The 24,342-nt window shown below is 71.4% G+C and carries 24 protein-coding genes; 8 read left to right on the top strand and 16 right to left on the bottom strand.

Annotated features, from left to right (window positions below):
• Window positions 1-98 precede the first annotated feature (98 nt).
• The 4 genes from yczE (at window position 99) to OG289_RS10540 (ending at window position 3,569) form a co-directional block, all read left to right on the top strand.
• Window positions 99-752: a membrane protein YczE gene (gene yczE / locus OG289_RS10525; RefSeq protein WP_327313748.1), complete on the top strand. Its 654-nt coding sequence runs from the start codon at window positions 99-101 to the stop codon at window positions 750-752.
• Window positions 749-1,516: a glycerophosphodiester phosphodiesterase gene (locus tag OG289_RS10530; protein WP_327313749.1), complete on the top strand. Its 768-nt coding sequence runs from the start codon at window positions 749-751 to the stop codon at window positions 1,514-1,516. Before yczE ends, OG289_RS10530 begins: the two co-directional genes overlap by 4 nt.
• A gap of 53 nt (window positions 1,517-1,569) precedes the next feature.
• Entirely contained in the window at window positions 1,570-2,916 is a 1,347-nt protein-coding gene (locus OG289_RS10535) for an MFS transporter (protein ID WP_327313750.1), read from the top strand.
• Between the two features lie 278 nt (window positions 2,917-3,194).
• Window positions 3,195-3,569 (top strand): RNA polymerase-binding protein RbpA, encoded by a 375-nt coding sequence (locus OG289_RS10540; RefSeq protein ID WP_020128921.1) that lies wholly within the window; start codon window positions 3,195-3,197, stop codon window positions 3,567-3,569.
• Between the two features lie 205 nt (window positions 3,570-3,774).
• On the opposite strand, the gene fxsA is transcribed toward OG289_RS10540, so the two are convergent.
• From fxsA to OG289_RS10560, 4 genes are all read right to left on the bottom strand, one after another.
• Window positions 3,775-4,314, bottom strand: coding sequence for an FxsA family membrane protein (fxsA, locus tag OG289_RS10545; RefSeq protein ID WP_327313751.1), 540 nt, complete (start codon window positions 4,312-4,314; stop codon window positions 3,775-3,777).
• 46 nt (window positions 4,315-4,360) lie between these two features.
• On the bottom strand, window positions 4,361-5,287 hold the full coding sequence (locus OG289_RS10550; protein ID WP_327313752.1) for a polyprenol monophosphomannose synthase: 927 nt from the start codon (window positions 5,285-5,287) through the stop codon (window positions 4,361-4,363).
• A 570-nt stretch (window positions 5,288-5,857) separates the two neighbouring features.
• A complete protein-coding gene (locus OG289_RS10555; protein WP_327313753.1) occupies window positions 5,858-7,459 on the bottom strand; it encodes an amidohydrolase in 1,602 nt (533 codons plus the stop codon).
• 48 nt (window positions 7,460-7,507) lie between these two features.
• Complete coding sequence (locus OG289_RS10560; RefSeq protein WP_327313754.1) at window positions 7,508-7,948, bottom strand: Lrp/AsnC family transcriptional regulator; 441 nt, start codon at window positions 7,946-7,948, stop codon at window positions 7,508-7,510.
• 230 nt (window positions 7,949-8,178) lie between these two features.
• Here OG289_RS10560 and OG289_RS10565 point away from each other — a divergent pair, with 230 nt between their 5' ends.
• Window positions 8,179-8,643, top strand: coding sequence for a hypothetical protein (locus OG289_RS10565; RefSeq protein ID WP_327313755.1), 465 nt, complete (start codon window positions 8,179-8,181; stop codon window positions 8,641-8,643).
• A 28-nt stretch (window positions 8,644-8,671) separates the two neighbouring features.
• Here the strand turns inward: OG289_RS10565 and OG289_RS10570 are convergent, their stop codons facing one another.
• The 3 genes from OG289_RS10570 to OG289_RS10580 form a co-directional block, all read right to left on the bottom strand.
• Window positions 8,672-9,775, bottom strand: a complete 1,104-nt coding sequence (locus OG289_RS10570; protein ID WP_327313756.1) for a phosphotransferase family protein — start codon at window positions 9,773-9,775, stop codon at window positions 8,672-8,674.
• 47 nt (window positions 9,776-9,822) lie between these two features.
• Window positions 9,823-10,938 (bottom strand): hypothetical protein, encoded by a 1,116-nt coding sequence (locus tag OG289_RS10575; protein WP_327313757.1) that lies wholly within the window; start codon window positions 10,936-10,938, stop codon window positions 9,823-9,825.
• Between the two features lie 375 nt (window positions 10,939-11,313).
• The gene (locus OG289_RS10580) at window positions 11,314-12,486 is read right to left on the bottom strand and encodes an acyl-CoA dehydrogenase family protein (RefSeq protein WP_327313758.1); all 1,173 of its coding nucleotides are present in this window, start codon (window positions 12,484-12,486) and stop codon (window positions 11,314-11,316) included.
• A gap of 208 nt (window positions 12,487-12,694) precedes the next feature.
• Between OG289_RS10580 and OG289_RS10585 the strand changes: the two genes are divergently transcribed.
• Entirely contained in the window at window positions 12,695-13,945 is a 1,251-nt protein-coding gene (locus OG289_RS10585) for a glycoside hydrolase family 18 protein (RefSeq protein ID WP_327313759.1), read from the top strand.
• A gap of 54 nt (window positions 13,946-13,999) precedes the next feature.
• Here OG289_RS10585 and OG289_RS10590 read toward each other — a convergent pair whose 3' ends face one another.
• From OG289_RS10590 to OG289_RS10600, 3 genes are all read right to left on the bottom strand, one after another.
• On the bottom strand, window positions 14,000-14,659 hold the full coding sequence (locus OG289_RS10590; protein ID WP_327313760.1) for a TetR/AcrR family transcriptional regulator: 660 nt from the start codon (window positions 14,657-14,659) through the stop codon (window positions 14,000-14,002).
• Between the two features lie 74 nt (window positions 14,660-14,733).
• On the bottom strand, window positions 14,734-14,874 hold the full coding sequence (locus OG289_RS10595) for an SCO1431 family membrane protein (RefSeq protein ID WP_327313761.1): 141 nt from the start codon (window positions 14,872-14,874) through the stop codon (window positions 14,734-14,736).
• 91 nt (window positions 14,875-14,965) lie between these two features.
• Window positions 14,966-16,333 carry a peptidase C39 family protein gene (locus OG289_RS10600; protein WP_327313762.1) on the bottom strand — a complete coding sequence of 456 codons (1,368 nt, stop codon included), beginning with the start codon at window positions 16,331-16,333 and terminating at the stop codon, window positions 14,966-14,968.
• 224 nt (window positions 16,334-16,557) lie between these two features.
• Between OG289_RS10600 and OG289_RS10605 the strand changes: the two genes are divergently transcribed.
• Window positions 16,558-17,148 carry a uridine kinase family protein gene (locus OG289_RS10605; RefSeq protein ID WP_327313763.1) on the top strand — a complete coding sequence of 197 codons (591 nt, stop codon included), beginning with the start codon at window positions 16,558-16,560 and terminating at the stop codon, window positions 17,146-17,148.
• A gap of 440 nt (window positions 17,149-17,588) precedes the next feature.
• Window positions 17,589-19,463, top strand: a complete 1,875-nt coding sequence (locus OG289_RS10610; RefSeq protein WP_327320637.1) for an AAA family ATPase — start codon at window positions 17,589-17,591, stop codon at window positions 19,461-19,463.
• A 27-nt stretch (window positions 19,464-19,490) separates the two neighbouring features.
• Here OG289_RS10610 and OG289_RS10615 read toward each other — a convergent pair whose 3' ends face one another.
• The 6 genes from OG289_RS10615 to ribH all read right to left on the bottom strand — a co-directional run bounded on the left by OG289_RS10615 (window position 19,491) and on the right by ribH (window position 24,306).
• Window positions 19,491-20,576, bottom strand: coding sequence for a hemolysin family protein (locus tag OG289_RS10615; protein ID WP_327313764.1), 1,086 nt, complete (start codon window positions 20,574-20,576; stop codon window positions 19,491-19,493).
• Window positions 20,573-21,898, bottom strand: coding sequence for a hemolysin family protein (locus OG289_RS10620; RefSeq protein ID WP_327313765.1), 1,326 nt, complete (start codon window positions 21,896-21,898; stop codon window positions 20,573-20,575). Before OG289_RS10620 ends, OG289_RS10615 begins: the two co-directional genes overlap by 4 nt.
• Window positions 21,899-22,104: 206 nt before the next feature.
• The gene (locus OG289_RS10625) at window positions 22,105-22,572 is read right to left on the bottom strand and encodes a PH domain-containing protein (RefSeq protein ID WP_327313766.1); all 468 of its coding nucleotides are present in this window, start codon (window positions 22,570-22,572) and stop codon (window positions 22,105-22,107) included.
• 23 nt (window positions 22,573-22,595) lie between these two features.
• Complete coding sequence (gene hisG, locus OG289_RS10630; protein ID WP_327313767.1) at window positions 22,596-23,453, bottom strand: ATP phosphoribosyltransferase; 858 nt, start codon at window positions 23,451-23,453, stop codon at window positions 22,596-22,598.
• 60 nt (window positions 23,454-23,513) lie between these two features.
• Window positions 23,514-23,786, bottom strand: coding sequence for a phosphoribosyl-ATP diphosphatase (locus tag OG289_RS10635; protein ID WP_079665193.1), 273 nt, complete (start codon window positions 23,784-23,786; stop codon window positions 23,514-23,516).
• A 34-nt stretch (window positions 23,787-23,820) separates the two neighbouring features.
• Complete coding sequence (gene ribH, locus OG289_RS10640) at window positions 23,821-24,306, bottom strand: 6,7-dimethyl-8-ribityllumazine synthase (RefSeq protein WP_327313768.1); 486 nt, start codon at window positions 24,304-24,306, stop codon at window positions 23,821-23,823.
• Between the last annotated feature and the right edge of the window lie 36 nt (window positions 24,307-24,342).

Genomic DNA, 24,342 nt, shown 5'->3' on the forward strand with positions numbered 1-24,342 from the left:
ATTACCAGTCCACCTTCCCCGAATTGGCCATGGATGGCGTTCGCTTCCAAGCCACAGAGTGTCACGGGCCAGGCCACTACGACCACAGGGGGCACCTCTTGGGGACCAGGGGACATCTCACACGACGGCTGGTCCAGCTGTACGCCGGCCTCGCGCTGTACGGCGCCAGCTCGGCCCTGCTCGTCGAGGCGGGCCTGGGCCTGGAGCCCTGGAACGTGCTCCACCAGGGGCTGGCCGAGCTCACCGGTCTGACGATCGGCGTCGTGTCGATCTTCGTGGGCGCGGCGGTGCTGCTGCTGTGGATCCCGCTGCGCCAGCGCCCGGGCCTCGGCACGGTCTCCAACGTCTTCGTCGTCGGCCTCGCGATGGACGGCACGCTCGCGCTGGTCCCCGAGGCGCACACCCTGGCCGTGCGCGTTCCGCTCCTGGTGACGGGCATCGTGCTCAACGGCGCGGCCACCGGCCTGTACATCGCCGCCGACTTCGGTCCCGGGCCGCGCGACGGGCTGATGACCGGGCTGCACCGGCGCACCGGACGTTCGATCCGGCTGATGCGGACGGCGATCGAGGTGGCGGTCGTGGCAACCGGGTTCGCCCTCGGCGGCACCATCGGCGTGGGCACGCTGCTCTACGCGGTGTCGATCGGTCCGCTCGCCCAGCTGTTCCTGCGGGTTTTCGCCGTTCCCGCGGCATCCGGCGGCAGCACGGTCGTTGCCACCGGGACACCCCAGGGAGCGATACTGCGTCCGTGACCACGCCCATACGCCACCCGTACCTCGACCATCCGGGGCCCATCCCGTTCGCGCACCGCGGCGGGGCCGCGGACGGTCTGGAGAACACCGTGGCGCAGTTCCGGCGCGCGATCGAGGCGGGCTACCGCTACCTCGAGACCGATGTGCACGCCACCCGGGACGGCAAGCTCGTCGCCTTCCACGACGCGACTCTGGACCGGGTGACCGACGGCGCCGGCCGCATCGCCGACCTCCCGTGGTCGGACGTCAGGCACGCGCGCGTGGGGGGCAAGGAGCCGGTGGCGCTCTTCGAGGAGCTCCTGGAGACCTTCCCCGAGGCGCGCTGGAACGTCGACCTCAAGGCCGAGCCCGCACTGCACCCCCTGCTCAACCTGATCGGACGCGCAAACGCGTGGGACCGCGTCTGCGTCGGCTCGTTCTCGGAGACCCGCGTCGTGCGCGCCCAGCGGCTGGCCGGGCCGCGCCTGGCGACGTCGTACGGCACCCGCGGCGTGCTCAACCTGCGGCTGCGGTCCTGGGGCGTGCCCGCGGCGCTGCGCCGCTCGGCGATAGCCGCACAGGTGCCCGAGGCCCAGTCGGGCATCCAGGTCGTGGACCGCCGCTTCCTGCGTGCCGCCCACGCGCTCGGGCTCCAGGTGCACGTGTGGACGATCAACGACGCCGACCGGATGCACCGGCTACTGGACCTGGGAGTCGATGGCATCATGACCGATCACATCGACACGTTGCGCAAGGTCATGGAGGACCGGGGCGTCTGGGTCTGAGCTCTCGGGCCCGCCGCCCGCGCGCGGTTCCGGCAGCGGAAAGCGAGGCGCGGGTGGGCATCGACACCGTGCGGACGGCGGCCTTGGACGAGGCCGCCGAGCGGCGGCGCGAGCAGCGCGGCTGGTACTTCTACGACTGGGCGTGCTCCGTCTACTCGACGAGCGTGCTCACCGTGTTCCTCGGCCCGTATCTGACGTCGGTCGCCAAGAAGGCGGCGGACGCCGGCGGATACGTACACCCCCTGGGCGTCCCGGTCCGCGCGGGCTCCTTCTTCGCGTACTCGGTGTCCCTGTCGGTGATCGTGGCCGTCCTGGTGATGCCCCTGGTGGGCGCGGCCGCCGACCGCTCCGGCCGCAAGAAACCGCTGCTGGGCGCCGCCGCCTACGTGGGAGCCGCGGCCACCACCGGCATGTTCTTCCTCGGCGGCGACCGCTACCTCCTGGGCGGTGCGCTGCTGATCGTGGCGAACGCGGCCCAGTCCGTGGCGATGATGCTCTACAACTCCTACCTGCCGCAGATCGCCCCGCCCGAGGAACGCGACGCGGTCTCCTCCCGGGGCTGGGCCTTCGGGTACGCCGCGGGCTCACTGGTCCTCGTCGTCGACCTGGTGCTGTATCTCGCCCACGACTCCTTCGGCGTCTCCGAGTCGATGGCCGTCCGTATCTGCCTGGCCTCCGCCGGCCTGTGGTGGGGCGGCTTCACGCTCGTCCCGCTGCTGCGGCTGCGCGACCGGCCGACCGCCGTGCGGGAGGCGACCGCTCCGGGGCTGCGCCAGCTCGCGGCGACGGTCCGCGACATGCGCCGCCACCCGCTGACCCTCGCCTTCCTCCTCGCGTACCTCATCTACAACGACGGCATCCAGACCGTGATCTCCCAGGCGTCGGTCTACGGCTCCGAGGAGCTCGGCCTCAGCCAGTCCACGCTGATCGGCGCCGTCCTGCTGGTGCAGGTGCTGGCCGTGGCGGGCGCGCTGGGCATGGGGCGCCTGGCCCGGACGTACGGCGCCAAGCGCACGATCCTCGGATCACTGGTGGCGTGGACGTTCACTCTGGGTGCGGGGTACTTCCTGCCGGCCGGGGCGCCTGTGGGCTTCTTCCTGCTGGCGGCCTCCATCGGGCTGGTCCTCGGCGGCAGCCAGGCCCTGTCCCGCTCCCTCTTCTCCCATCTGGTCCCGCCCGGCAAGGAAGCCGAGTACTTCTCCGCTTACGAGATGAGCGACCGGGGGATGAGCTGGCTGGGGCCGCTGTTGTTCGGCGTCACCTACCAGCTGACCGGTAGTTACCGGGACGCGATCATCTCGCTGGTGGTCTTCTTCGTCATCGGGTTTGTCCTGCTCGCGCGGGTGCCGGTGCGGCGGGCGATCGGCGACGCGGGGAACCCGGTACCCGAGAGGATTTAGCACTCGAGGCGAAAGGGCGGTAGTGTACGCGTTTGGCCCGCCAGGCGTACCGTTACTGCGCGTCAAAGATGCCGAAACGCTGGGTGACATCTCCTTTCAGATGTGACAAACCGGGCGCCGGTGGGTACTGCACTGGTTGACAAGGCTGCGGCTACGACGGCGACGCATGACCCGGAACGGGACTCGGAACGGGAATCTTTACCGCCGACCGGACGTTGACCGGATGACGACGACAGCGACACCTGTCCTGTGGGCGACAAGCCCGGGAGGCACGATTCATGAGTGAGCGAGCTCTTCGCGGCACGCGCCTCGTGGTGACCAGCTACGAGACGGACCGCGGCATCGACCTGGCCCCGCGCCAGGCCGTGGAGTACGCATGCGAGAAGGGGCACCGGTTTGAGATGCCCTTCTCGGTGGAGGCGGAGATTCCGCCGGAGTGGGAGTGCAAGGTCTGCGGAGCCCCTGCACTCCTCGTGGACGGCGACGGCCCTGAGGAGAAGAAGGCCAAGCCCGCGCGTACCCATTGGGACATGCTGATGGAACGGCGGACCCGCGAGGAACTTGAAGAAGTCCTCGAGGAGCGGCTGGCCGTTCTGCGGTCCGGGGCGATGAACCTTGCGGTGCATCCCCGCGACAGCCGCAAGTCCGCATAGCCCTACGGGGCTCAGGCAGGCTTTACAGCGCATGCCAATGACCGCGGGCGCCGTACGTGAGATCTCACGTACGGCGCCCGCGGTCGTTGTGCTGCCGTCTGCCAGTTCTGGGCGACCGGCCCTGGGGGCTGTGCCCCCCCAGACTCCCCTTCCGGCCCGAAGGGGAGTCCTCGAACGCCGGACGGAAACGCCGGACAGGCAGGCTCTACTGCTCGTCCCTGATGACCTCGCCCTGGACCACCTTGCCGTCCGGGCGGTGGATGCGGGCCTGCTGGAAGGCATCGCCCAGGGGGCTCGAGCCCGCCTCGCGGAGTTTGCGGTCGACCGTGCGTTCCGCGTAGGCGCCCACGGCCTTCTGAACCGGCGGGAGCAGCAGGAGCAGGCCGAGCGCGTCGGAGGCCAGGCCCGGGATCATCAGGAGGAGGCCGCCGAGCATCATCAGGCCGTTGCCGCCGCCACGGGTGGGAGCCGTGCCGCGCTGGAGCGCCTCGTTCAGGTTCTGGAAGGCTCGTCGGCCCGCCCGCTTGATGACCACCGAGCCGAGCAGGAACCCGGCGAGCAGCAGCAGGAAGACCGTGAATCCGCCGGCCGCGCCCGCGACCACGGACAGCAGCCAGATCTCCAGCACCAGCCACGCGGCGAGCCCCAGCGGCAGGAACGTCCGCAGGCGGGAGCGGCGGGGCCGGGTGGAGGCGGATGCTGATGCGGAAGCGGGGTACGTCGGGATCGGAGCGCCAGTCGTCATGCTCCCAGTGTGCCCGGACCCGGCTCAGAGCGGCATAAGAGGACGTTCAGCCGCCGCTGTGAGGCTCCGCGTCCTTCTTGGGCTCCACGCCCTTCAGGGGCTCCGCGTCGTCGTGAGGCTTCGCGTCGTCGTGAGGCTCCGCCTCGCCGTGGGGCTCAGCGGGGGCCTGCGGTCGTTCCGGGTGGTCGGCGGACCGTCCCGTGATCTTGCCGACCCGCTCCCCCACGCCCCACGCCGTGACCCGCCAGAGCGCCTCCACGAGGATGTCGCGGCTCATCTTGGAGTCGCCGAGTTCACGCTCGACGAAGGTGATGGGGACCTCGACGACGTGGAAGCCGGCCTTGACCGCGCGGCGGGCGAGGTCGACCTGGAAGCAGTAGCCCTGGGAGGCGACCTCGTCGAGGCCGAGGCCCTCCAGGGTCTCGCGGCGGAAGGCGCGGTAGCCGCCGGTGATGTCGCGCAGGGGGAGGTCGAGGGCGAGGCGGGAGTAGAGGCTGCCGCCGCGGGAGATGACCTCGCGGGACCTGGGCCAGTTCACCACCCGTCCGCCCGGCACCCAGCGGGAGCCCAGGACCAGGTCGGCGCCCTTGAGCGCGGTGAGCAGGCGGGGCAGTTCCTCGGGCTGGTGGGAGCCGTCGGCGTCCATCTCGATCAGCACGCCGTAGCCGTTCTCCAGGCCCCAGCGGAAGCCCGCGAGGTAGGCGGCGCCGAGACCTTCCTTGCCCTTGCGGTGCAGAACCTGGACCTGGTCGTCCCCGGCAGCCAGTTCGTCGGCGAGCTTGCCGGTGCCGTCGGGGCTGTTGTCGTCGGCCACGAGGACGTGGGCCTCGGGGACAGCCTTGCGGACCCGGCCGACGATGCTCTTGATGTTCTCCGCCTCGTTGTAGGTCGGGATGATCACCAAGGCCGTGCCGAGCGGCCCGAACCGACTCCCTCGGTCCTGTGCCGCGAGGGTCCCGTCGCCGTCGTTCACTGCTGCCCCTTCGAGTCCGTACGCAGGGGACCACCATAGTGGCCCTCGCCTGCGCTGACATGACAGGACGACCGACTGCCGGTGTCGAACAGGCGAGAGCCGGGTAAGAACGTGCTTTTGGGCTTGTATGTACGCACGTACCCGCGCACGGATGCGCGCAAGCCTGCTGCGGATGGGGGCCCGGCGCCCTTCGGGCCGGCCCGGGCCCCGCTGGCTGCGGGTCGACCGAAAGCCGTTGTCTACTGAGCGCCCGGGCCCCACCCGGGTCACACCTCCCCGACCGGCCGGAACGTCCCCTCGCTGCGGCACGGGCGCTGAGCCTGGCTGCCAGTGGCGGTGCGCCGGTGCGGCACTCCGTCCCCTGACCCAGCGGCGCCGCGGCGAGTGCGCGGACGTTCCCCGGCGGGGCGTCCGGTGGTGGACTCCGCAGAACCTACCGGCCTTCCGCCGTCGGCTGTCAACAGCCGTTCGACCTGCGACTATTTCGCCAATGCGCTGGTCAGCGGGGAGGAGACGCAGGTCGTGCGACGGCGGGCGGACGGGTGATCTTCCCAGCGCCGCCCCTGGAGATCACTCGCTCGGCCCCACGAACACGGTCCGGCCGCCCACCACCGTGCGCAGGCACACCGGGAGGTCGGCGCCGGGGGTCAGATCGGGCAGTCCGGGGGTGCCGGAACGGGGGTCGGTGGACCAGCGGGCAACCCGGTCGTCGGGGGCCTGGACGACCAGTTCGTCCGTACGCCAGAGCGCGTAGTCGGCGGGTGCGCCCGGCACCAGGACGCCCGCGTCGTCGCGGCCGACCGCCCGCCAGCCGCCGCGCGTGTGGGCCGTGAACGCAGCGCGTACGGAGACCCGATGCTCGGGAGTGCGGTGGAAGGCGGCGGCGCGGACCGTGCCCCACGGGTCGAGGGGGGTGACCGGGCTGTCGGAGCCGAAGGCGAGCGGGACGCCGACGCGCAGCAGGGCCGCGAAGGGGTTCAGGGTGCGGGCCCGCCCGGCGCCCAGACGCTGGGCGTACATGCCCTCCGCACCGCCCCACAGGGCGTCGAAGGCGGGCTGGACGGAGGCGGTGAGGCCGAGCTCGGCGAAGGCGGCGATCGTCTCGGGCGTGAGCATCTCGGCGTGCTCCACGCGGTGGCGGGCGGCGCGGATCCGGGCCAGGCCGACCTTCTCCGCGGCGGCGCGCACGCCCTCCACGACGGCGGTCACGGCGGCGTCTCCGATGGCGTGGAAGCCCGCCTGGAGACCGGCCTCGGTGCACGCCGTCACGTGCGCGGCGACCTCGGCGGCGCCCAGGTAGGCGGTGCCGGTGTGGTCGGCGTCGGTGTACGGGGCGTGCAGGCAGGCGGTGTGCGAGCCGAGGGCGCCGTCGACGAACAGGTCACCGGCGGCGCCGAGCGCGCCCAGCTGCCGTGCCTTGTCGACATCCTGCTCGGCCCAGTAGCCGACGACCCGCGGGCCGCTCTCCGCGGCGGCGAGCCGCAGCAGCTCCGTGAAGTCGTCCTCGGAGGAGATCTCCGGTCCCGCGCACTCGTGGACGGAGCCGATGCCCAGGGAGGCGGCGTGCGCGAGGGCGGTCCGCTGGGCCTCCGTGCGCTGTGCGGGCGTCACGGCTGCGAACGCGGCGGCGCGGACGGCGTGGTGGACGTCGGCGGTGAGCGGGCTGTCGGGCGCGTCGAGGCAGCGGGTGAGTTCCAGCAGGGCCGTGCTGACGACCGCCGAGTGGACGTCGATACGGGACAGGTAGAGGGGACGGCCGCCGCCGGCCGCGTCGAGTTCGGCGCGCGTCGGGGGGCGACCGCCGGGCCAGCGGGAGGCGTCCCAGCCGTGCCCGAGCAGCACCTTGTCCTGCGGTCGGGCCGCCGCGAAGTCCCGTACGCGGGCGAGGGCGGCCTCCAGGGAGGGTGCGGCGGACAGATCGAGGCCGGTCAGCGCGAGGCCGGTGGACGTGGTGTGCACATGGGCGTCGGTGAACGCCGGGGTGACGAGGGCGCCGTCCAGGTCGACCACCTCGTCGACGCCGTCCGCGAAGGCGTCGGCGGCGCCCTCCGAGCCGACCCAGGCGACCTGGCCGCGCTCGACGACCATCGCGGTCGCGAACGGGTCGGCGGGGCTGTGGACCTCTCCACGGCGGAGCAGGACGGTCTTCGGCTCGGGGGCGCGCTCACTCATGGGGAACAGTCTCGCGCCTGGCCCCGGCCGCCCGGCACGGGGGACCCCTCAGATCCGCGGGGGCCGGGCCTCGTACGGCGTGGACAGGACGACCGTCGTCCGTGTCGACACCCCCGCGAGCGCGCGGAGCCGCCCGAGCAGCTCCTCCAGCTCGTGCGGGGTGGCCACGCGCACCTTGAGGATGTAGTTCTCGTCACCGGCCACGCTGTGGCAGGCCTCGATCTCGGGTACGCCGGCCAGCCGGTCCGCGATGTCGTCGGGGGCGCTGGGGTCGAACGGTTTCACCGAGATGAAGGCGGTCAGGGGCAGCCCGACGGCCTCGGAGTCGACGACGGCCGCGTACCCACGGATGACGCCGCGCTGTTCCAGCCGGCGCACCCGTTGATGCACGGCCGACGTGGACAGGCCCGTCGCCTTGCCCAGATCGGTGTAACTCATCCGCCCGTCCTTGACGAGCAGCTGCACGATTTGTCGGTCCAGCTCCTCCATGACACAAGAACTTACAGTGCGGGTGATCTCCGCGTATACCTATGCAGCCCAGGCCATACCCGGTTCGTGACGTGGCCCCTACGGGCACCTGCACGCGGCATGTGACGAATGCCACAGCGCTCGTCAAGCCTTCGTGATGTCCTCGTGATTACCGCCGAGACGGGGTGGGAAGTGCTTGCTGTGGTCGAGGCCGCAGTGCCTTCACGGCCCAGCCCGAGGGGGAGAATCCCATGCAGAGTCTTAAGCGCCCTGGTCGCACCGCGCCCAAGCGGCTCCAGTCGGTCGTCGAGCCCGAGCCGGAGGGCGTCGAACCCGCCGACCTGGACTACTCCGACGGTTTCGACGCCGCCGAGGCCGACGGCTTCGACGCGTACGACACCTTCGAGATGTACCGGGTGATCTGCCCGGACTGCGCGCAGCCCATCGCGCTGCTTGCGGACGAGGAGATCCTGCCGGAGCACGCGCTGTGCGCCTCGCCGTGGAACCCGTTCGGGCTCACGGTCTGCGCCGGTACGGGGCGCGCGGCGTCCGACGCCCGGTCCGCCGACGAGTCCGTGGAGCCCCAGGAGCAGGACACCGCGCTCCTGCTGACACTCCCTCAGGGGCTGGACTGGCGTACACAGCCCTTCTCGCACGTCGGTGGCCCGGCCTCGCGCCCGATGCGCGTGCCGGTCATGCGCCGCGCCGCCGCCTGAGCGCCACTTCCGCGCTCACCCCACCGGCTCAACTCCAGTAGCCGCCCTGCACCATGGCACGCAGGCTGTCGTGGTGCAGGATCAGGGTGTCCGGATCGGCCGGGACGGCGACCTCGCCGAAGTGCGCCTGCCGGTAGGCGACGCGCAGCATCACGATCGCCTGCCGCAGTGCGGCGTACAGCGTGTAGAAGTCCATGTCGCGCGGGATGTGCCCGGTGAGCCGCGCGTAGCGTTCCTCGACGCGTTCACGGCGCAGGAAGTCGGGCAGTCCGCGCCCGCCGGAGGCGACCGTGAGGTCGTGGAAGAAGCGGTGCAGGTAGAGCGTCCAGCCGAGGTCCACCTCGCGCGGGGCGACGGCCGCCATCTCCCAGTCGAGGACGGCCACGGGCTCGAAGCCGTCGTAGATCACGTTTCCGATGCGGGCGTCGCCCCAGTTGAGCACCGGTGCGCCGGGATCGCGCGGCCAGAGGTGCGCGAGCCGGTCGAACGCCTCCTCGATGAGCGGTGAGCGGGGCAGCCCGTCGACGACCCAGTGGTAGTAGGCGCGTTGGGCCGTAACATGGCGGTGGAGCGCGTCGCCATCACCGGGGAGGGTGAGGAACTGGGCTTTTTCCAGCGGCACTTGGTCGTGCAGCCGGGCCAACAGGCCGATCGTCGCCGCCTCCAGGCGTTCGCGCTGCCCGTCGCTCGCCGCGTGCAGCCAGTTGCCCTCGTAGGTGTACGGCATGACGTCGGGCGGTACACGCCCCTCGACGCGCTCCATGACGAAGAACGGCGCGCCGAGCGGTCCGGGGTCCTCCTCCAGCCAGAGCACGCGCGGTACGGGCACGTCCGTGTGCTGGGCGACCAGACGCATCGTGCGGTACTGGCGGACCATGTCGTACACCGGGAACACCGTGTACGCCGACGGGTCGGCCGCGAGCCTCAACGCGCAGGCGCGGAAGGGCGGTTGAAGGCGCGTCGGGTGCTCGATGTCGAAGAGCAGGGTCTCGCTGGACATCCCGTTGGCGACGGGGACGGTGACGGCGGTGGCCCGGGCTCCGGGCAGACGGGTGGCGAGCCAGACCGTGAGCCGGTGGGCGATCTCCTCCGGGTCGCGGGTGCTGGTGCGGGGGCGGGATGCCATGGCCATGTGCCCTCCAACTCGCCTGATCGGTCTCTCACTCGCGTACCGGTCCGCTACGGCGCGACCGAGTCGAAACCCGTGAAGCCGCTCGGGTCGTGCCGTCCGAACGAACCGTGCTCGAAGATCCCGTGGCCGGTCCGGCCGTCGAGGCGGAAACGCGCGGCGTGGTCGGTCACCCCGTACCCGGCCAGGGGGTGCGGGCTCGACAGGTCGTAGGTGCGGCGGTCGGTCCACCCCGGGCCGCGCCAGGTGCCGTGCTGCCAGTCGTCGGCCGGCGGGTAGCCGGCGCCGATCGCGAGCGGGGAGGAGGTGAGGATCTCCGCCTCCAGTTCCAGCGGCTTGCGGACGTCTCCGAGGTGGACGACGGCGTGCTCCGGGTGGCGGGTGCCCGGCCGGTAGGCGATCTCCGCCTGGGGCCAGCCGAGTTGGCGGTCACGACGGCCGGGGCGGACGAGCGTGGCGTCGTTCAGGGAGCGGTAGCCGTCCGCGTCCTCCTGGATGACGACCATCAGGAAGCGGTCGTCGAAGCGGACCGGGCACCAGATCCAGTGGAAGCCCTCCGTCGGGTGGTCCTGGGCGAGCCGCCCGCCCTCCTCGCCGGGCACAGGCCGTACGCCCCAGCTGCGGTCGCGGGTGCCGGTCCACGCGCCGGCCGTCAGCCGTGTCTCCTCGCCGCCCGCGCGCAGCCACCCCACGCACCGGCCGGCCTGCACGAAGCGCTTCCCCTCCAGCGTGAGCCGTCCGCCGCGCCGCTGCTGGTGGTGCGGCTCCCACAGGGCCGGGAAGTCCGCCGACCAGTGGATCTCGTACGACAGCCCTTCGGGGTCGTCCGGGTCCGCCGCGCAGCTCAGCACGAAGTCGCGCAGCGGGCGCTCGACCCGGATACGCAGCGGGCCGACCTCCAGCCGCATACGGTCCTCGCCGAGGGCGTCGGAGGCACGGACGGCGTGCAGACGATCGCCGAGGCGCAGGGTGGCGTAGGCGTCGATCACGCCGAGGTTGGGGTAGACCCCGAGCCCGGCGACGATCAGGGCGCGGCCCCGGTGGTCGAGGACGTGGAAGATGCAGCGATCGTAGGCGTTGCGGTCCCCGGTCGCGACGTGCTTCATCGACAGGGGCACCTGGTGGACGGGGTACTCGTCGAGCGGCACGGGGCGGTCGTCGCCCATGAGCGCACCTCCCTGAGGGCAAGGGATTTGACGGTACGTCAGACATCGTCCGCCGAACAGTGGCGTACCGGCCCGGAACCGGGGTGGCACATCCCGAACTGACGCTCGACCACACCTGCCGGTGACCTGTCGCCATACCTCCGCGTTGCCCCGGTATGACCCCCACTTTTTCGGCTGCGCCCGGGCGTCACCGCCAGCTCTTCGTCCCCGCGCCCCCGCAACGCGTCCGCGCAAAATCGGTTCCGCCGACCCCGCAGGACCCGCCCATCTACCGCGAGCTGATGCGCACCTGGGCCGACGGGGGCCGCACCCTGCCGGGACGCCACGACCCGGAGTGGGTACGGCTGGCGGCCCCGCAGGTACGACCGGGGCAGTTCAGCGGGATTCCGGACCCAGTAGGTGACGGGCGATGACCATCCGCTGGATCTGGTTCGTGCCCTCGACGATCTGCAGGACCTTGGCCTCGCGCAGGTAGCGCTCCACGGGGAAGTCGGCGGTGCAGCCGTACCCGCCGAGGACCTGGACGGCGTCGGTGGTGATCTGCATGGCGGCGTCGGTGCAGTGGAGCTTGGCCATGGCCGCCTGCCGGGCGAACGGCCGGCCGGCGTCCCGCAGCCGCGCGGCCGCGAGGTACAGGGCCCGGCCCGCCTCGATCCGGGTCGCCATGTCGGCGAGCAGGAAGCGCAGCCCCTGGAAGTCGGCGATCGGCCGCCCGAACTGCCGTCGCTGCAGCGCGTGGGCGACGGCCTCGTCGAGGGCCGCCTGGGCCAGGCCGACCGCGCAGGCGGCGATGCCGAGCCGCCCGGAGTCCAGGGCGGCCAGGGCGATCGCGAAGCCCTGGCCCTCGTGGCCGATGCGGCGTGCGTCGGGGATCCGTACGCCGTCGAAGTGGACCTGGGCGGTGGGCGAGCCCTTGAGCCCCATCTTCCGCTCCGGGGGCGCGGCGCTCAGGCCCTCGGCGTCGCCCGGCACCAGGAACGCCGTGATCCCCCGGGCGCCCTCGCCGCCGGTGCGGACCATGACGGTGTAGAAGTCGGCGATCCCGCCGTGCGTGGTCCAGGCCTTGGTGCCGGTGATCACCCAGTCGCCACCCTCCCGCACGGCCCTGGTCCGCAGCGAGGCCGCGTCCGAGCCGGAGGACGGCTCGGACAGGCAGTACGCGCCGAGCAGCCCGCCGCCAAGCATGGCGGGCAGGTGCGCGGCCCGCTGCTCCCGCGTGCCGTGGGCGGCGAGGGCGTAGGAGGCCAGGGTGTGCACGCTGACGCCGAGCCCGACGGTGAGGCGGGCCGCGGCGAGCTCTTCGAGGACCTGGAGGTAGACCTCGTAGGGCTGGTCGCCGCCGCCGTACGCGGAGTCGTACGGCAGACCGAGCAGCCCCGATGCGGACAGAAGGGTGAACAGCCCACGCGGGAAGCGGCCGGCCTCCTCTTCCTCGGCTGCGGACGGTGCGATCTCGCGTCGGGCGATGTCCCGGACGAGAACCATGAGGTCCCGGGCCTCCGCCGTGGGCAGGGGGCGGTCCACCGGTTTCGGCGCGCGGTCGGACATGGTGGCTTCCTCCTCCCTGACTGACCGGCGGCTTCGCGCTGTGAGTATGCGCGCGGGACGCCGTCGCCGCACTGGGGGCGGGGAAGCGGATTGGTCCAAACCATTGACCGAACTGGTCTAGTCCTCTTACCGTTTCGGACCAACGCTTCCCCGCGTTCATGCCAATCGGCTTGCGTTCCCCTCCCTGTCCCCTGCGAGGAGACACCCGATGCACACCCCGTTCCACCCCCGTGCCCGGTTCCGGACGCTCCTGTCCGCCGCCTGTTGCGCCGCGCTCGGCGCCGCCCTGCTCGCCGGTGCGGGCACCGCCACCGCCGACGAGCCCGGCCCCACCGAGGCCCACGCGACCGGCACGGCCGGCACAAAGGTCGTGGGCTATTTCACCGACTGGGGCATCTACGGCCGCCAGTACTACGTCAAGAACATCGAGACGTCCGGCTCCGCGGACCGGCTCACCCACATCAACTACGCCTTCGGCAACGTCACCGGCGGCAAGTGCGCGCTCGGCGACTCCTGGGCGGACACCGACAGGCCGTTCACCGCCGAGGAGTCCGTGGACGGCGTCGCCGACACCGCGGACCAGCCGCTCGACGGCAACTTCAACCAGCTGCGCAAGCTGAAGAAGCTCCACCCGAACCTCAAGGTCATCTGGTCGTTCGGCGGCTGGAGCTGGTCAGGCGGCTTCGGCGAGGCGGCCCAGGACCCGGCGGCCTTCGCCCAGTCCTGCTACGACCTGGTCGAGAACTCCCAGTGGGCGGACGTCTTCGACGGCATCGACATCGACTGGGAGTACCCGAACGCCTGCGGCCTCACCTGCGACACCAGCGGCCGCGAGGCGTTCCGGGACGTCATGGCGGCCCTGCGCGCCAAGTTCGGCAAGCGGGAGCTGATCACGGCGGCGATCACGGCGGACGCCACCAGCGGCGGCAAGATCGAGGCGGCGGACTACGCGGGCGCGGCACAGTACGTCGACTGGTACAACCCGATGACGTACGACTACTTCGGCACCTGGGACGCCACCGGTCCCACAGCACCGCACTCGCCGCTGACCTCGTACCCCGGCATCCCCAAGAAGGGGTACGACACCGCCACCACGATCGCCAAGCTCAAGAGCCTGGGCATCCCGTCGCACAAGCTGCTGCTCGGCATCGGCTTCTACGGGCGCGGCTGGACCGGGGTCACGCAGACGAAGCCGGGTGGCACCGCCACCGGGCCGGCGGCCGGGACGTACGAGGACGGCAGCGAGGACTACAAGGTGCTCAAGACCAAGTGCCCGGCGACGGGGACGGTGGGCGGCACGGCGTACGCCAAGTGCGGCAGCGACTGGTGGAGTTACGACACCCCGGCGACCATCGCGACCAAGATGAAGTACAAGAACCAGCAGGATCTTGGCGGGACGTTCTTCTGGGAGCTGAGCGGGGACACAGCCGACGGAGAGCTGATCAACGCGATCAAGTAGCCCGGCTCATGGGGCACCCGGGGCGGAGGACCACGAGCCTCCGCCCCCAGTGCGTCAGTCCTCGCGCTGGGCCGGCTTCGGTGCCGGGAAGGCCGGGTCGAGTGCCTCGATGGCGCGCATGGAGCCGCCCAGGGTCTTCACCAGCAGGTCGCCCATGACCTCGCGGGAGAGTCCGGGGCGGTCGATCCATTCGAGGGTGGCCCCCTCGACGCTGCACACCCAGGACAGCAGGCCCATACGCGGCAGCGGCGGGATGTCGCTGCGACCGTACGCGCCCTCGGCGATGGTCGCCACGATCGCCGCGCGCACCCCGTCCCGGATCGCGTGCACCTCGGTGTCGAAGCCGACGCCACCGCTGACGATCGTGCGGTAGGCGGCCTGGTTGTGCTCCGCGTAGCGCAGATAGCTGTCGATGGTGCGGTGCACCCGGTCCACCTGCGGCAGTTCGAGGCCGCTCGCCGCGAAGGTGACCAGGTCTGCGACGGAGTCCTGGATGATCGCCAGGTAGTAGCCGCGCTTGGACTGGAAGTAGTAGTAGATCAGCCCCTTGGCGACGTGCGCCTGCCGGGCGATGTCGTCCATCGAGAGCGCGTCGTAGGACGTGTCGGCGAACAACTTCCGCCCGATGGAGATGAGTTCGGCGCGACGCGCCAGTGAGCGCTCGGTGCCGCGTGCCCGGGGACGGGCAACTTCGCGCTGTTCACTGATATTCAATTTCGACCCTGGTCTCGGGCGGTCGGCGGGACATCCGCAGTATGTCAGGTCAACCGTGCGTCAGGTCACACCCGTCAGAGCAGTCCGAGTCGGGTGACCAGCATCGCGACGACTGCGACGAGGACCCAGCCCATGACGTGCTCGAGGAGCTTCGGGCCGTCGGTCTCGGGGCCGCCGGTGCGGGCGCGGGTGGCGGTGGCTGTCTGTGCGGTCATGGTGTCTCGCTGAGGTCGGACGTCTGGGTGGATTCCCCCACCGGTCCGTCCACCTTGCCACCCGCCGGGGCTTTTGCGGCCGAGACCTTGCTCACACGCGAACGCCCACCGCCGTAAGCGCCGCGCACTGGCGCGCCGTCGGACGCACCGGGAAGTAGAGGTAACAGACGCCTCCCGTGCCGGAGACGACCTTGCCGCTCGCGTTGTACCGCTTGGTCCTGAGCCAGATGTTCTCGAACTCCCGCCGCGGGTACACGCGCCGCACCGCCCCGTCGTCCGCCGAGAACGGGTCGTTGGCGATCACGTCGCCCTCGGCCGTGAAGCCGATCACGGCCATCAGATGCCCGGAGGTCCCGTACCCCGCTCCCGTGAGCTCCTCCTTCAGGAAGGACTGGGACGTCATGGCCGGGATCCCGGCCGCGATCAGCGTCTCCAGGCCGGTGAGGGAGCCGAGCCGGGTGACCACGCCCTGAAGGTCCTCGAAGGTGGCCGCGTAGGCGGCGTTGAACGGCCAGTTGCCGCAGCCGGCGTACTGGTGGTCGTACGTGTGCCTGGCCGCGTGGCACACCTGCGGGTCGGCGTAGGAGGGGTCGACCCAGGCCAGTTGCCCGGCGGTGAGCCGGCCGCCCCAGTACTCGATGATCATCTGCGAGGAGGTGGGGCTGCACCAGGCCTCCCCGCCGTTGTCGTACTCGGGGTACTGACCCTGGTGGATCTCCTGCGAGTAGCGCGGGACGGTCAGCTCCCGCGCGAGGCCGGGCACGGAGGCCGGGACGGTGAAGCGGTCCGGGACGTCGGAGCCCATCGCGCCCAGCCGCCACACCGTCGGGGTGAGCCGGGTGCCGGGGCGGCGGTACAGGGTGAGACGGAGGCGGTAGGAGTCTAGGCGCAGGCCCGTCGAGGCGTCGTCGATCGCGAGGGTGTCGGTCCAGACGGTGCTGCGGCCGTCGGTCTGGCCGTCGACCGAGGTCCGCTTGATGTCCTGGTCTCCGGAGGCCCAGCGGCCCATCACGTACCAGGGGGTGGCCGTGCCGTCGGAGTAGGTGCCCGTCAGCTCGACCTGGAGCCAGGTCCCGGCCGGGGTGCTCGCGTTCCAGGAGGCGATCATCTCGGTCGAGGGGACGGCGAGCGCCTGGAGCGGGGACGTCCAGGTCGCGTACTCCCAGGCCGCGGTGGTGTTTGTGTGCGGGTCGGTGTAGTCGACGGTGCCGAGCGGAGCGGCGATGGCGACGCCCGGGCGGACACCCGCGACCGCACGGGTGCCCTTGGCGGTGCCGGCGCGCCAGTCGGCGTACGTGATCCAGGCGCGGTGGTCGACGGATGGGGCGGGGGCCGATTCGGCGTCCCCCACGTCCGCGGTGGCGGCGGCCGTGGCGGCCGGGGCCGAGCTCCCTGCCACCGTCGCGGCGACCGCGGCGGTGAGGACCGCTCTGCGGGACGGCTGTTCGGCTCTGCTCATGGGCGGAAGACCCCCAAGGTGTCGGCACGGCTGTGCGCCCACTATGGACGGAGGCGGGCACGCCTTCCAGCACTTCCGCCCGTGCCGCGCCCACCAATATGGGGCTGCGCCACCGGCGTGGGCGTGGCGGGCGGCGTCCCGGCCGTAGACTCTCGCGCCGAACCGATGCCCCTCCTCGCACCCCAGGACCCGCCATCCGCCAGCTCGCCACCCGGCTCCGCCGCTTGCCCCCGTCCTGCGGGCCGGTCCGTCTGATCGGTGTCGACGGGCACGCCGGTTCGGGGAAGTCGACGTTCGCCGGGAAGCTGGCCGAGGCGCTGGGGGGCGCGCCGGTGCTGCGCCTCGACGACATCGCCAGCCATGACGAGCTCTTCGCGTGGACCGGGCGCCTGCTGACCCAGGTGATCGAGCCCTTCGGCCGCGGCGAGAGCGCGCACTACGCCGCCTACGATTGGCGCGCCCACCGCTTCGGCCCGCTCCTGCCGCTCCCCGCCGACCCCCTCGTCCTGGTCGAGGGGGTCGGCGCGGGCCGCCGCGCCCTGCGGCCGTTTCTGGCGTGCCTGCTGTGGATGGATGTGCCGCCCGAGGAGGCCTGGGCGCGTGGACGGTCAAGGGACGGGGAAGAGCAGCGGGAGTTCTGGGACGGGTGGGTTCCGGCCGAAGTCCGCCATTTCGCCGAGGATCCGTCGCGACCGTACGCCGACCTGTTGGTGCGCCAGTTGAAGCAGGGGTACAAGGTGCTGCCGGGGCCTGTGGCAGAGCTTGGTCCGCACCAGGATGTCACCCACCGTGAGGAACCACCCGCGATGTGGTGAACCCGTGAAAGGCCTTGCACTCGAACTTCGCCAAGTGCTTCAACTCCGCTTGACCGACGGCCCGGACAGGACTTACGTTCTCAATGTGCGGCATTCGAAGCCGCCCTCAGACGCGAAGCCCCCGGTTGTTCCCCCGTGATCGGGGGCTTCGTTCTGTCCTCGGGCCGTTTTCGGCCCCACCATCCGGACGCGACGCGACACCATTCGCTCACCCTGGGTCACCGCGCCGTGTGCGCCCCGTCTGCTCCCACCTCGCCGAACGGTCGGTACGGCACCCTACGGCGGGCGACGCCCACGCAGGTACGATGCCCTCGGTGCGACCTGGACAGTTGCTGCGCGCACCTTGCAACTCCGGTCCGCGGCACAGCGGTTCGACCAAGGCAGCCGACGGGCGACGACTCGGCGGCATACCGACGGGGGCACGGTTTGTGGGGGACGTGATGGACTTCGGCACGCAGGGCCCCGAGGCCCCGGCCGACGCGGCCGACCTCGCCTGGCTGCGAGGCGTGGACGCCTACACGATGGGCGCCTATCCGCAGGCGGAGGAGGAGTTCCGCACCGCCGTGCGGATCGATCCCGGGATGGCCGACGGCTGGCTCGGGCTGCACGCGCTGCGCGTCGACACGACGACCGCGCTGCTGAGGATGTTCCGGCACCGCGAGCGCTTCGGCGAGCAGCGGACCCGGCACCGCCGCACGCTCAACTCCTGGTACTGGCTGGGCTGGTGGGTGCAGCCGGTGCTGGAGAGTGCGCGCGACCTGCTCCTCGCGCACGCCTCGCACTGGCTGGACGGCCGCCATGTGCCCGAGCTGGACCGGGCGCTCGCCGGGCTCCCGCCCGTCGACACCGACCACCAGGTCCGCTTCCTGCACGCCTGCCGCGCCTATCTGGTCAAGGACTGGGAGCAGCTGGTCCGGCACACCGACCCCCTGCTCGACGACACGCTGCTGGGCATCGAGGCGGGCCTGTTCGGCGGGATGGCCCGCGTGCGCCTGGAGATGTACGGGCAGGCCGAGCCGCTGCTCTCGGCGGCCCTGATGCGCTGCCGCAGCGAGCAGCCGCAGCGCAAGGAGCTGCGGTACTGGCTGGCCCGGGCCCACGAGGGCACCGGCCGCTCGGCGGCGGCCCTCCCCCTGTACCGGGCGGTGCACCGCGTCGACGCCGCCTTCATGGACACCTCCGCCCGGCTCGCCGCGATCGCCGAGGGCGACGGGTACGACGACACGGCCGACCTCGCGGCGATCACACTCACCGGGGTCGGGCAGGACGTGGTGGACGGGCCTGACGGCTTCGACCCGCTGTTCGGCACGGAGGGCCGGGACCTGAGGCTCGGCGAGCCCGCCGACCTGCCGCCCGTAGTCCCGCTGCCGCCGGTGACCGACCCCGCGGTGCGGGAGAAGAACCTCGTCCCCTCCGCGCTGCCGGCCGGGCCCACCGATCCCGTGTTGCTCGACGAGGCACTCGACGAGCTGGAGCGCATGGTGGGCCTGGAGCCGGTTAAACGCCAGGTCAAAGCCCTGTCCGCACAGCTCAACATGGCCCGGCTGCGGACGGGGCAGGGTCTTCCGGTCCAGCCGCCGAAACGGCATTTCGTCTTCTCCGGGCCCTCCGGCACCGGCAAGACGACGGTGGCTCGCATCCTCGGCCGCGTCTTCTACGCCCTCGGTCTGCTGGGCGGCGACCATCTCGTGGAGGCCCAGCGGGCCGACCTGGTCGGCGAATACCTCGGCCAGACGGCCGTGAAGGCCAACGAGCTGATCGACTCCGCCCTCGGTGGCGTGCTCTTCGTCGACGAGGCGTACTCCCTCTCCAACTCCGGTTACGGCAAGGGCGACGCCTACGGCGACGAGGCGTTGCAGGTACTGCTGAAGCGGGCCGAGGACAACCGGGACCACCTGGTGGTGATCCTGGCCGGCTATCCGGAGGGCATGGACCGTCTGCTCGCCGCGAACCCCGGGCTGTCGTCCCGCTTCACGACCCGCGTCGACTTCCCCTCCTACCGGCCGCTCGAACTCACCTCGATCGGCGAGGTGCTGGCCGCGGAGAACGGTGACGTGTGGGACGAGGAGGCCCTGGACGAGCTGCGCTCGATCGCCGGGCACGTCGTCGACCAGGGGTGGATCGACGAGCTGGGCAACGGGCGGTTCCTGCGGACCCTGTACGAGAAGAGCTGCGCGTACCGCGACCTGCGGCTGTCGACCTACCCGGGCACGCTGACCCGGGACGACCTGTCGACACTGCGGCTGCCGGACCTGATGCAGGCGTACGGCGAGGTGCTGTCGGGGCGGGGGCCGCAGGATCCGTCGGCGATGTGACGGACCCCGCGGCTCCCGCGGGTCGCGTCAGCTCGCCAGCGCCTGCTCCGGCTCGTCGCTCACCCTCGGCTCCGTCAGCCGGACCTCGGGAACCTCCCGGTGCGCGGGGTCCGTGACCTCGCCCACCAGCAGCTCCAGTACGTCCTCCAGCGCGACCAGGCCGAGCACCTTGCCGGACGCGTCGGCGACCTGCGCCAGGTGGGTCGCCGCCCGGCGCATCACCGTCAGCGCGTCGTCCAGCGGCAGTTCGGAGCGGAGCGTCGTCATCGGACGCCACACCTGCTGCGGCACCGCCCGCTCGGAGTCCTCCAGGTCGAGGACGTCCTTCACGTGGAGATAGCCCATGAAGGCGCCGTTCTCCGCGGCGACCGGGAAGCGGGAGTAGCCGGTGCGGGCGGTCAGCTCGACGATCTCGCCCGGGGTGACCGACGGGCTGACCGTGACCAGGGACTCGCGCTTCAGCAGGACGTCCGTCACCGGGCGGGAGCCCAGTTCCAGCGCGTCCTCCAGCCGCTCCTGCTCCTCGGGGGCGAGGAGGCCGGCCTGGCCGGAGTCCTCCAGCAGTCGGTTGAGCTGCTCGCTGGTGACGACGGCCTCGACCTCGTCCTTGGGCTCGACGTGGAAGAGCCGCAGGATGCCCTGGGCGCAGGCGCCGAGGGCCACAGTGATCGGCCGGCAGACGCGGGCGAAGGCGACCAGGCCGGGGCTGAGCCACAGCGCGGCCTTCTCCGGCGCCGCCATGGCGAGGTTCTTCGGCACCATCTCGCCGATGACCAGGTGGAAGAAGACCACCGCGGCCAGGGCTATGACATAGCCCAGGGGGTGGATCACGCCGTGCGGCAGATGGATCCACTCGAAGAGCGGCTCCAGCAGCCCCGCGACCGTCGGTTCGGCCACCGCGCCCAGGGTGAGGGAGCAGACGGTGATGCCGAACTGCGCCGCCGCCATCATCTGGGGCAGGCGCTCCAGGCCGTAGAGGACCTGGCGGGCCCGTGCCGTGCCCAGGGGTTCGATCTGGCTGCGGCGGACGGAGACGAGCGCGAACTCGGCGCCGACGAAGAAGCCGTTGGTGAGCACGAGCAGCGCGGCGAAGAGGAGTTGGAGGACGCTCATCGGGCGACCTCCACGACCACGCCGGTCCGCACCAGCCGCACCCGTTCGGCCCGGTAGTGACCGACCCGGCGCACCGAGAGCCGCCAGCCGGGCAGTTCGGCCCGGTCACCGACGGCCGGGATACGGCCGAGCAGGTCGGCGACGAGCCCGGCGACCGTCTCGTACGGGCCCTCGGGCACCTCCAGGCCTACGCGCTGGAGGGTGTCGACGCGGCAGCTGCCGTCGACGTCCCAGGCGGGCCTGCCCTCCTCGGGCGGGGCCGCGGCGAGTTCGGGCGTGTCCTGGCCGTCGTGCTCGTCGCGGACCTCGCCGACGATCTCCTCGACGATGTCCTCCAGGGTGATCACGCCGGCCGTGCCGCCGTACTCGTCGACGACGACGGCGATGGGCTGCTCGCTGCGCAGCCGGGCCAGCAGGGGCTGGACGGGCAGCGTCTCGGGGACCAGCAGCGCCGGGCGGGCGATCCGGACGACCGGGGTGCGCAGCCGGTCCTGGACGGGGACCGCCAGGGCGTCCTTGAGGTGGACCATGCCGACGATCTCGTCGATCTTCTCGCGGTAGACGGGAAACCGGGACAGGCCGGTGGCCCGGGTCAGGTTGACCACGTCCTCCGCGGTGGCCGACGACTGCAGGGCGCTGACCTTCACGCGCGGGGTCATGACGTGCTGCGCGGTCAGCTCGGCCAGCGACAGTGTCCGGACGAAGAGGTCGGCCGTGTCCTGTTCGAGGGCGCCGGCCTGGGCCGAGTGGCGGGCCAGGGAGACGAGTTCGCCGGGGGTGCGGGCGGACGCCAGCTCCTCGGTGGGCTCGACACCCAGGGCACGCACCAGACGGTTGGCGACGGTGTTGAGGGCCGAGATCACCGGCCGGAAGAGACGGGAGAAGGCGTGCTGCGGGCCCGCGACGAACCGCGCGACCTGCAAGGGCTTGGACACCGCCCAGTTCTTGGGCACGAGTTCGCCGACCACCATCTGCACGGCGGACGCCAGCAGCATGCCGACGACCACGGCGACACCGGAGACGGCGCCCTCGGGGATGCCGATCGCGGTGAACGGCCGGTGCAGCAGCTCCGCGAGCGCCGGCTCGGCGAGCATGCCGACGACGAGCGAGGTGATGGTGATGCCGAGCTGGGTGCCGGACAGCTGGAAGGACAGCTCCCTCAGCGACTCGACGACCGTACGGGCTCGTCTGTCGCCCTCGGCGGCGGCCTTTTCGGCCTCCGGGCGTTCGACCGTGACGAGGCCGAACTCGGCGGCGACGAAGAAGCCGTTGGCGAGGATGAGCAGGAACGCGGCTGCCAGGAGCAGCAAGGGGATGGTCATGATGCCGCCGCCTCCGAACCAGGTCGGGTGGGGGCGGCGCAGGTACTACAGGACGAACCGTCCATCGCCGGAGGGAGTCACTCCTCGGGTAGCAGGAACCCCTGTGCACCGGGCAGGGCACAACAGGGGCGGAGGCACAAGGGGAACGCCTCCGTCACCAGATTAATCAAGACAGGGGCTTTCGCGTCAGGGTGGACGGCCCCGAGTCAGCCCTGATCTTGCCCTGTGGACGCTTCGGGGTCCCGGAGGGACCGGGTTTCCACGAGTGCCCGCAGGGTGCGCGCGTCGGCGATGGCCTGCTGCTTGTTGATGCCCGGCTGGATGCCGAGCGCGGGCAGGCTGGTGCCGTCGCTGAGGTTGAGGAACACCCAGGGGTCGCCGGGGCGAAGGTTCACCTGGAGGATCTCCGCCCACTCCAGTCGCCGCCGACTGGCGATGTTCACCACGGTGACACCCGAGTCGTCGGCGACGACCCGCACGCGGGCGAGCTGGGCCAGCACCCAGAAGATGAGGGCGCCGGTGAGGACGAAGCTGAGCCGCTCCCCCGGGCCGAGCTGCTCCAGCAGCATCGCCACGGCGGAGATGACGAGGAGGATCACCACTCCGGCGGTGAGCAGCACCGCACGGGTCCGGCCCGGCCGGAAGGTGACGGGGAGGGTGGGAAGGTCGGACATGTTCGCGTGGATCTCTCGGGGCCTCAGAGGCGGCAGGCGTGGATGGCCGTGGTCAGGATGGCGCGGGCGCCGATGTCGTAGAGGTCGTCCATGATCCGCTGGGCCTCCTTGGCGGGGACCATGGCGCGGACGGCGACCCAGCCCTCGTTGTGCAGCGGGGAGACGGTCGGCGACTCCAGGCCCGGGGTCAGCGCGACGGCCTTCTCCAGCTGCTCCACGCGGCAGTCGTAGTCCATCATCACGTACGTCCGGGCGACCAGGACGCCCTGGAGGCGGCGCAGGAACTGCTGCACCTTCGGCTCGGCGGCCTCCTCGGTGTCCGCGCCGGTGCGGCGGATCACGACGGCCTCGGACTTCATGATGGGGTCGCCGAAGACCTCCAGGCCCGCGTTGCGCAGCGAGGTGCCGGTCTCGACGACGTCCGCGATGACCTCGGCGACGCCCAGCTCGATGGCCGTCTCGACGGCGCCGTCGAGGTGGACGACGGAGGCGTCGATGCCCTGCTCGGCCAGGTGCTTGGCGACGATGCCCTCGTAGGAGGTGGCGACCGTCTTGCCGTTGAGGTCCTCGACGCTGTTCGCGGTGCCCGGCTTGGTGGCGAAGCGGAAGGTGGAGCGGGCGAAGCCGAGCGGGAGGATCACCTCGGCGTTGGCGCCGGAGTCGATGAGCAGGTCGCGGCCGGTGACGCCGATGTCGAGCTTGCCGGAAGAGACGTAGATCGCGATGTCGCGGGGCCGGAGGTAGAAGAACTCCACCTCGTTCTCCGGGTCGACGATCCGCAGCTCCTTGGACTCCCGGCGCTGCTGGTAGCCGGCCTCATGCAGCATCTCCGCCGCAGGGCCTGACAGGGAACCCTTGTTGGGGACGGCGATGCGCAGCATGAGGTCGGCTTCCTTCGCGTGGAACATGAAAAAGGGGGCGGGTGTGTCTGGAAAAGGGTTCTACAGGTGGGCGTACACGTCGTCCAGCGAGATTCCGCGGGCGACCATCATCACCTGGACGTGGTAGAGCAGCTGCGAGATCTCCTCGGCGGCTGCCTCCTTGCCTTCGTACTCGGCCGCCATCCAGACCTCGGCGGCCTCTTCGACGACCTTCTTGCCGATGGCATGGACGCCCTTCCCGACCAGTTCGGCGGTACGGGAAGTAGTGGGGTCGCCGTTGGCGGCCTTCTGCTGGAGCTCGGCGAAGAGCTCCTCGAAAGTCTTCTTGGACATGGTGCTGCCCACCCTAGCCGTTCCGCCGGTGGGCCTACCGCCAGGGTTCGGATACTGAGCGGAGGGTGGCCGCGGTCGCCACGGCCGCCGTCACCGCCTCGTGTCCCTTGTCCTCGCGGGAGCCCTCGATGCCGGCCCGGTCCAGGGCCTGCTCCTCGGTGTCGCAGGTGAGGACGCCCATGCCGACGGGGACGCCGGTCTCGACGGAGACCTGGGTGAGGCCCTGAGCGACGCCCTGGCACACGTACTCGAAGTGCGGGGTGCCGCCGCGGATGACGACGCCGAGGGCGACGATCGCGTCGTAGCCCCGCCCGGCCAGCACCTTGGCGACGACCGGGAGCTCCCAGCTGCCGGGGACCCGCAGGAGGGTCGGCTCGTCGATGCCGAGGTCGTGCAGGGCGCGCAGGGCGCCGTCGACCAGACCGTCCATCACCTTCTCGTGCCACTGTGCCGCGATGACGGCGACCCGGAGGTCACCCACATTGCGTACGGACAGTTCCGGTGCACCCTTGCCGCTCACGTCTCTCCTCAGTGCTGTTCCTACTGGTCCTGCTGT

This window comes from Streptomyces sp. NBC_01235 (assembly GCF_035989285.1).
Classification (GTDB): domain Bacteria; phylum Actinomycetota; class Actinomycetes; order Streptomycetales; family Streptomycetaceae; genus Streptomyces.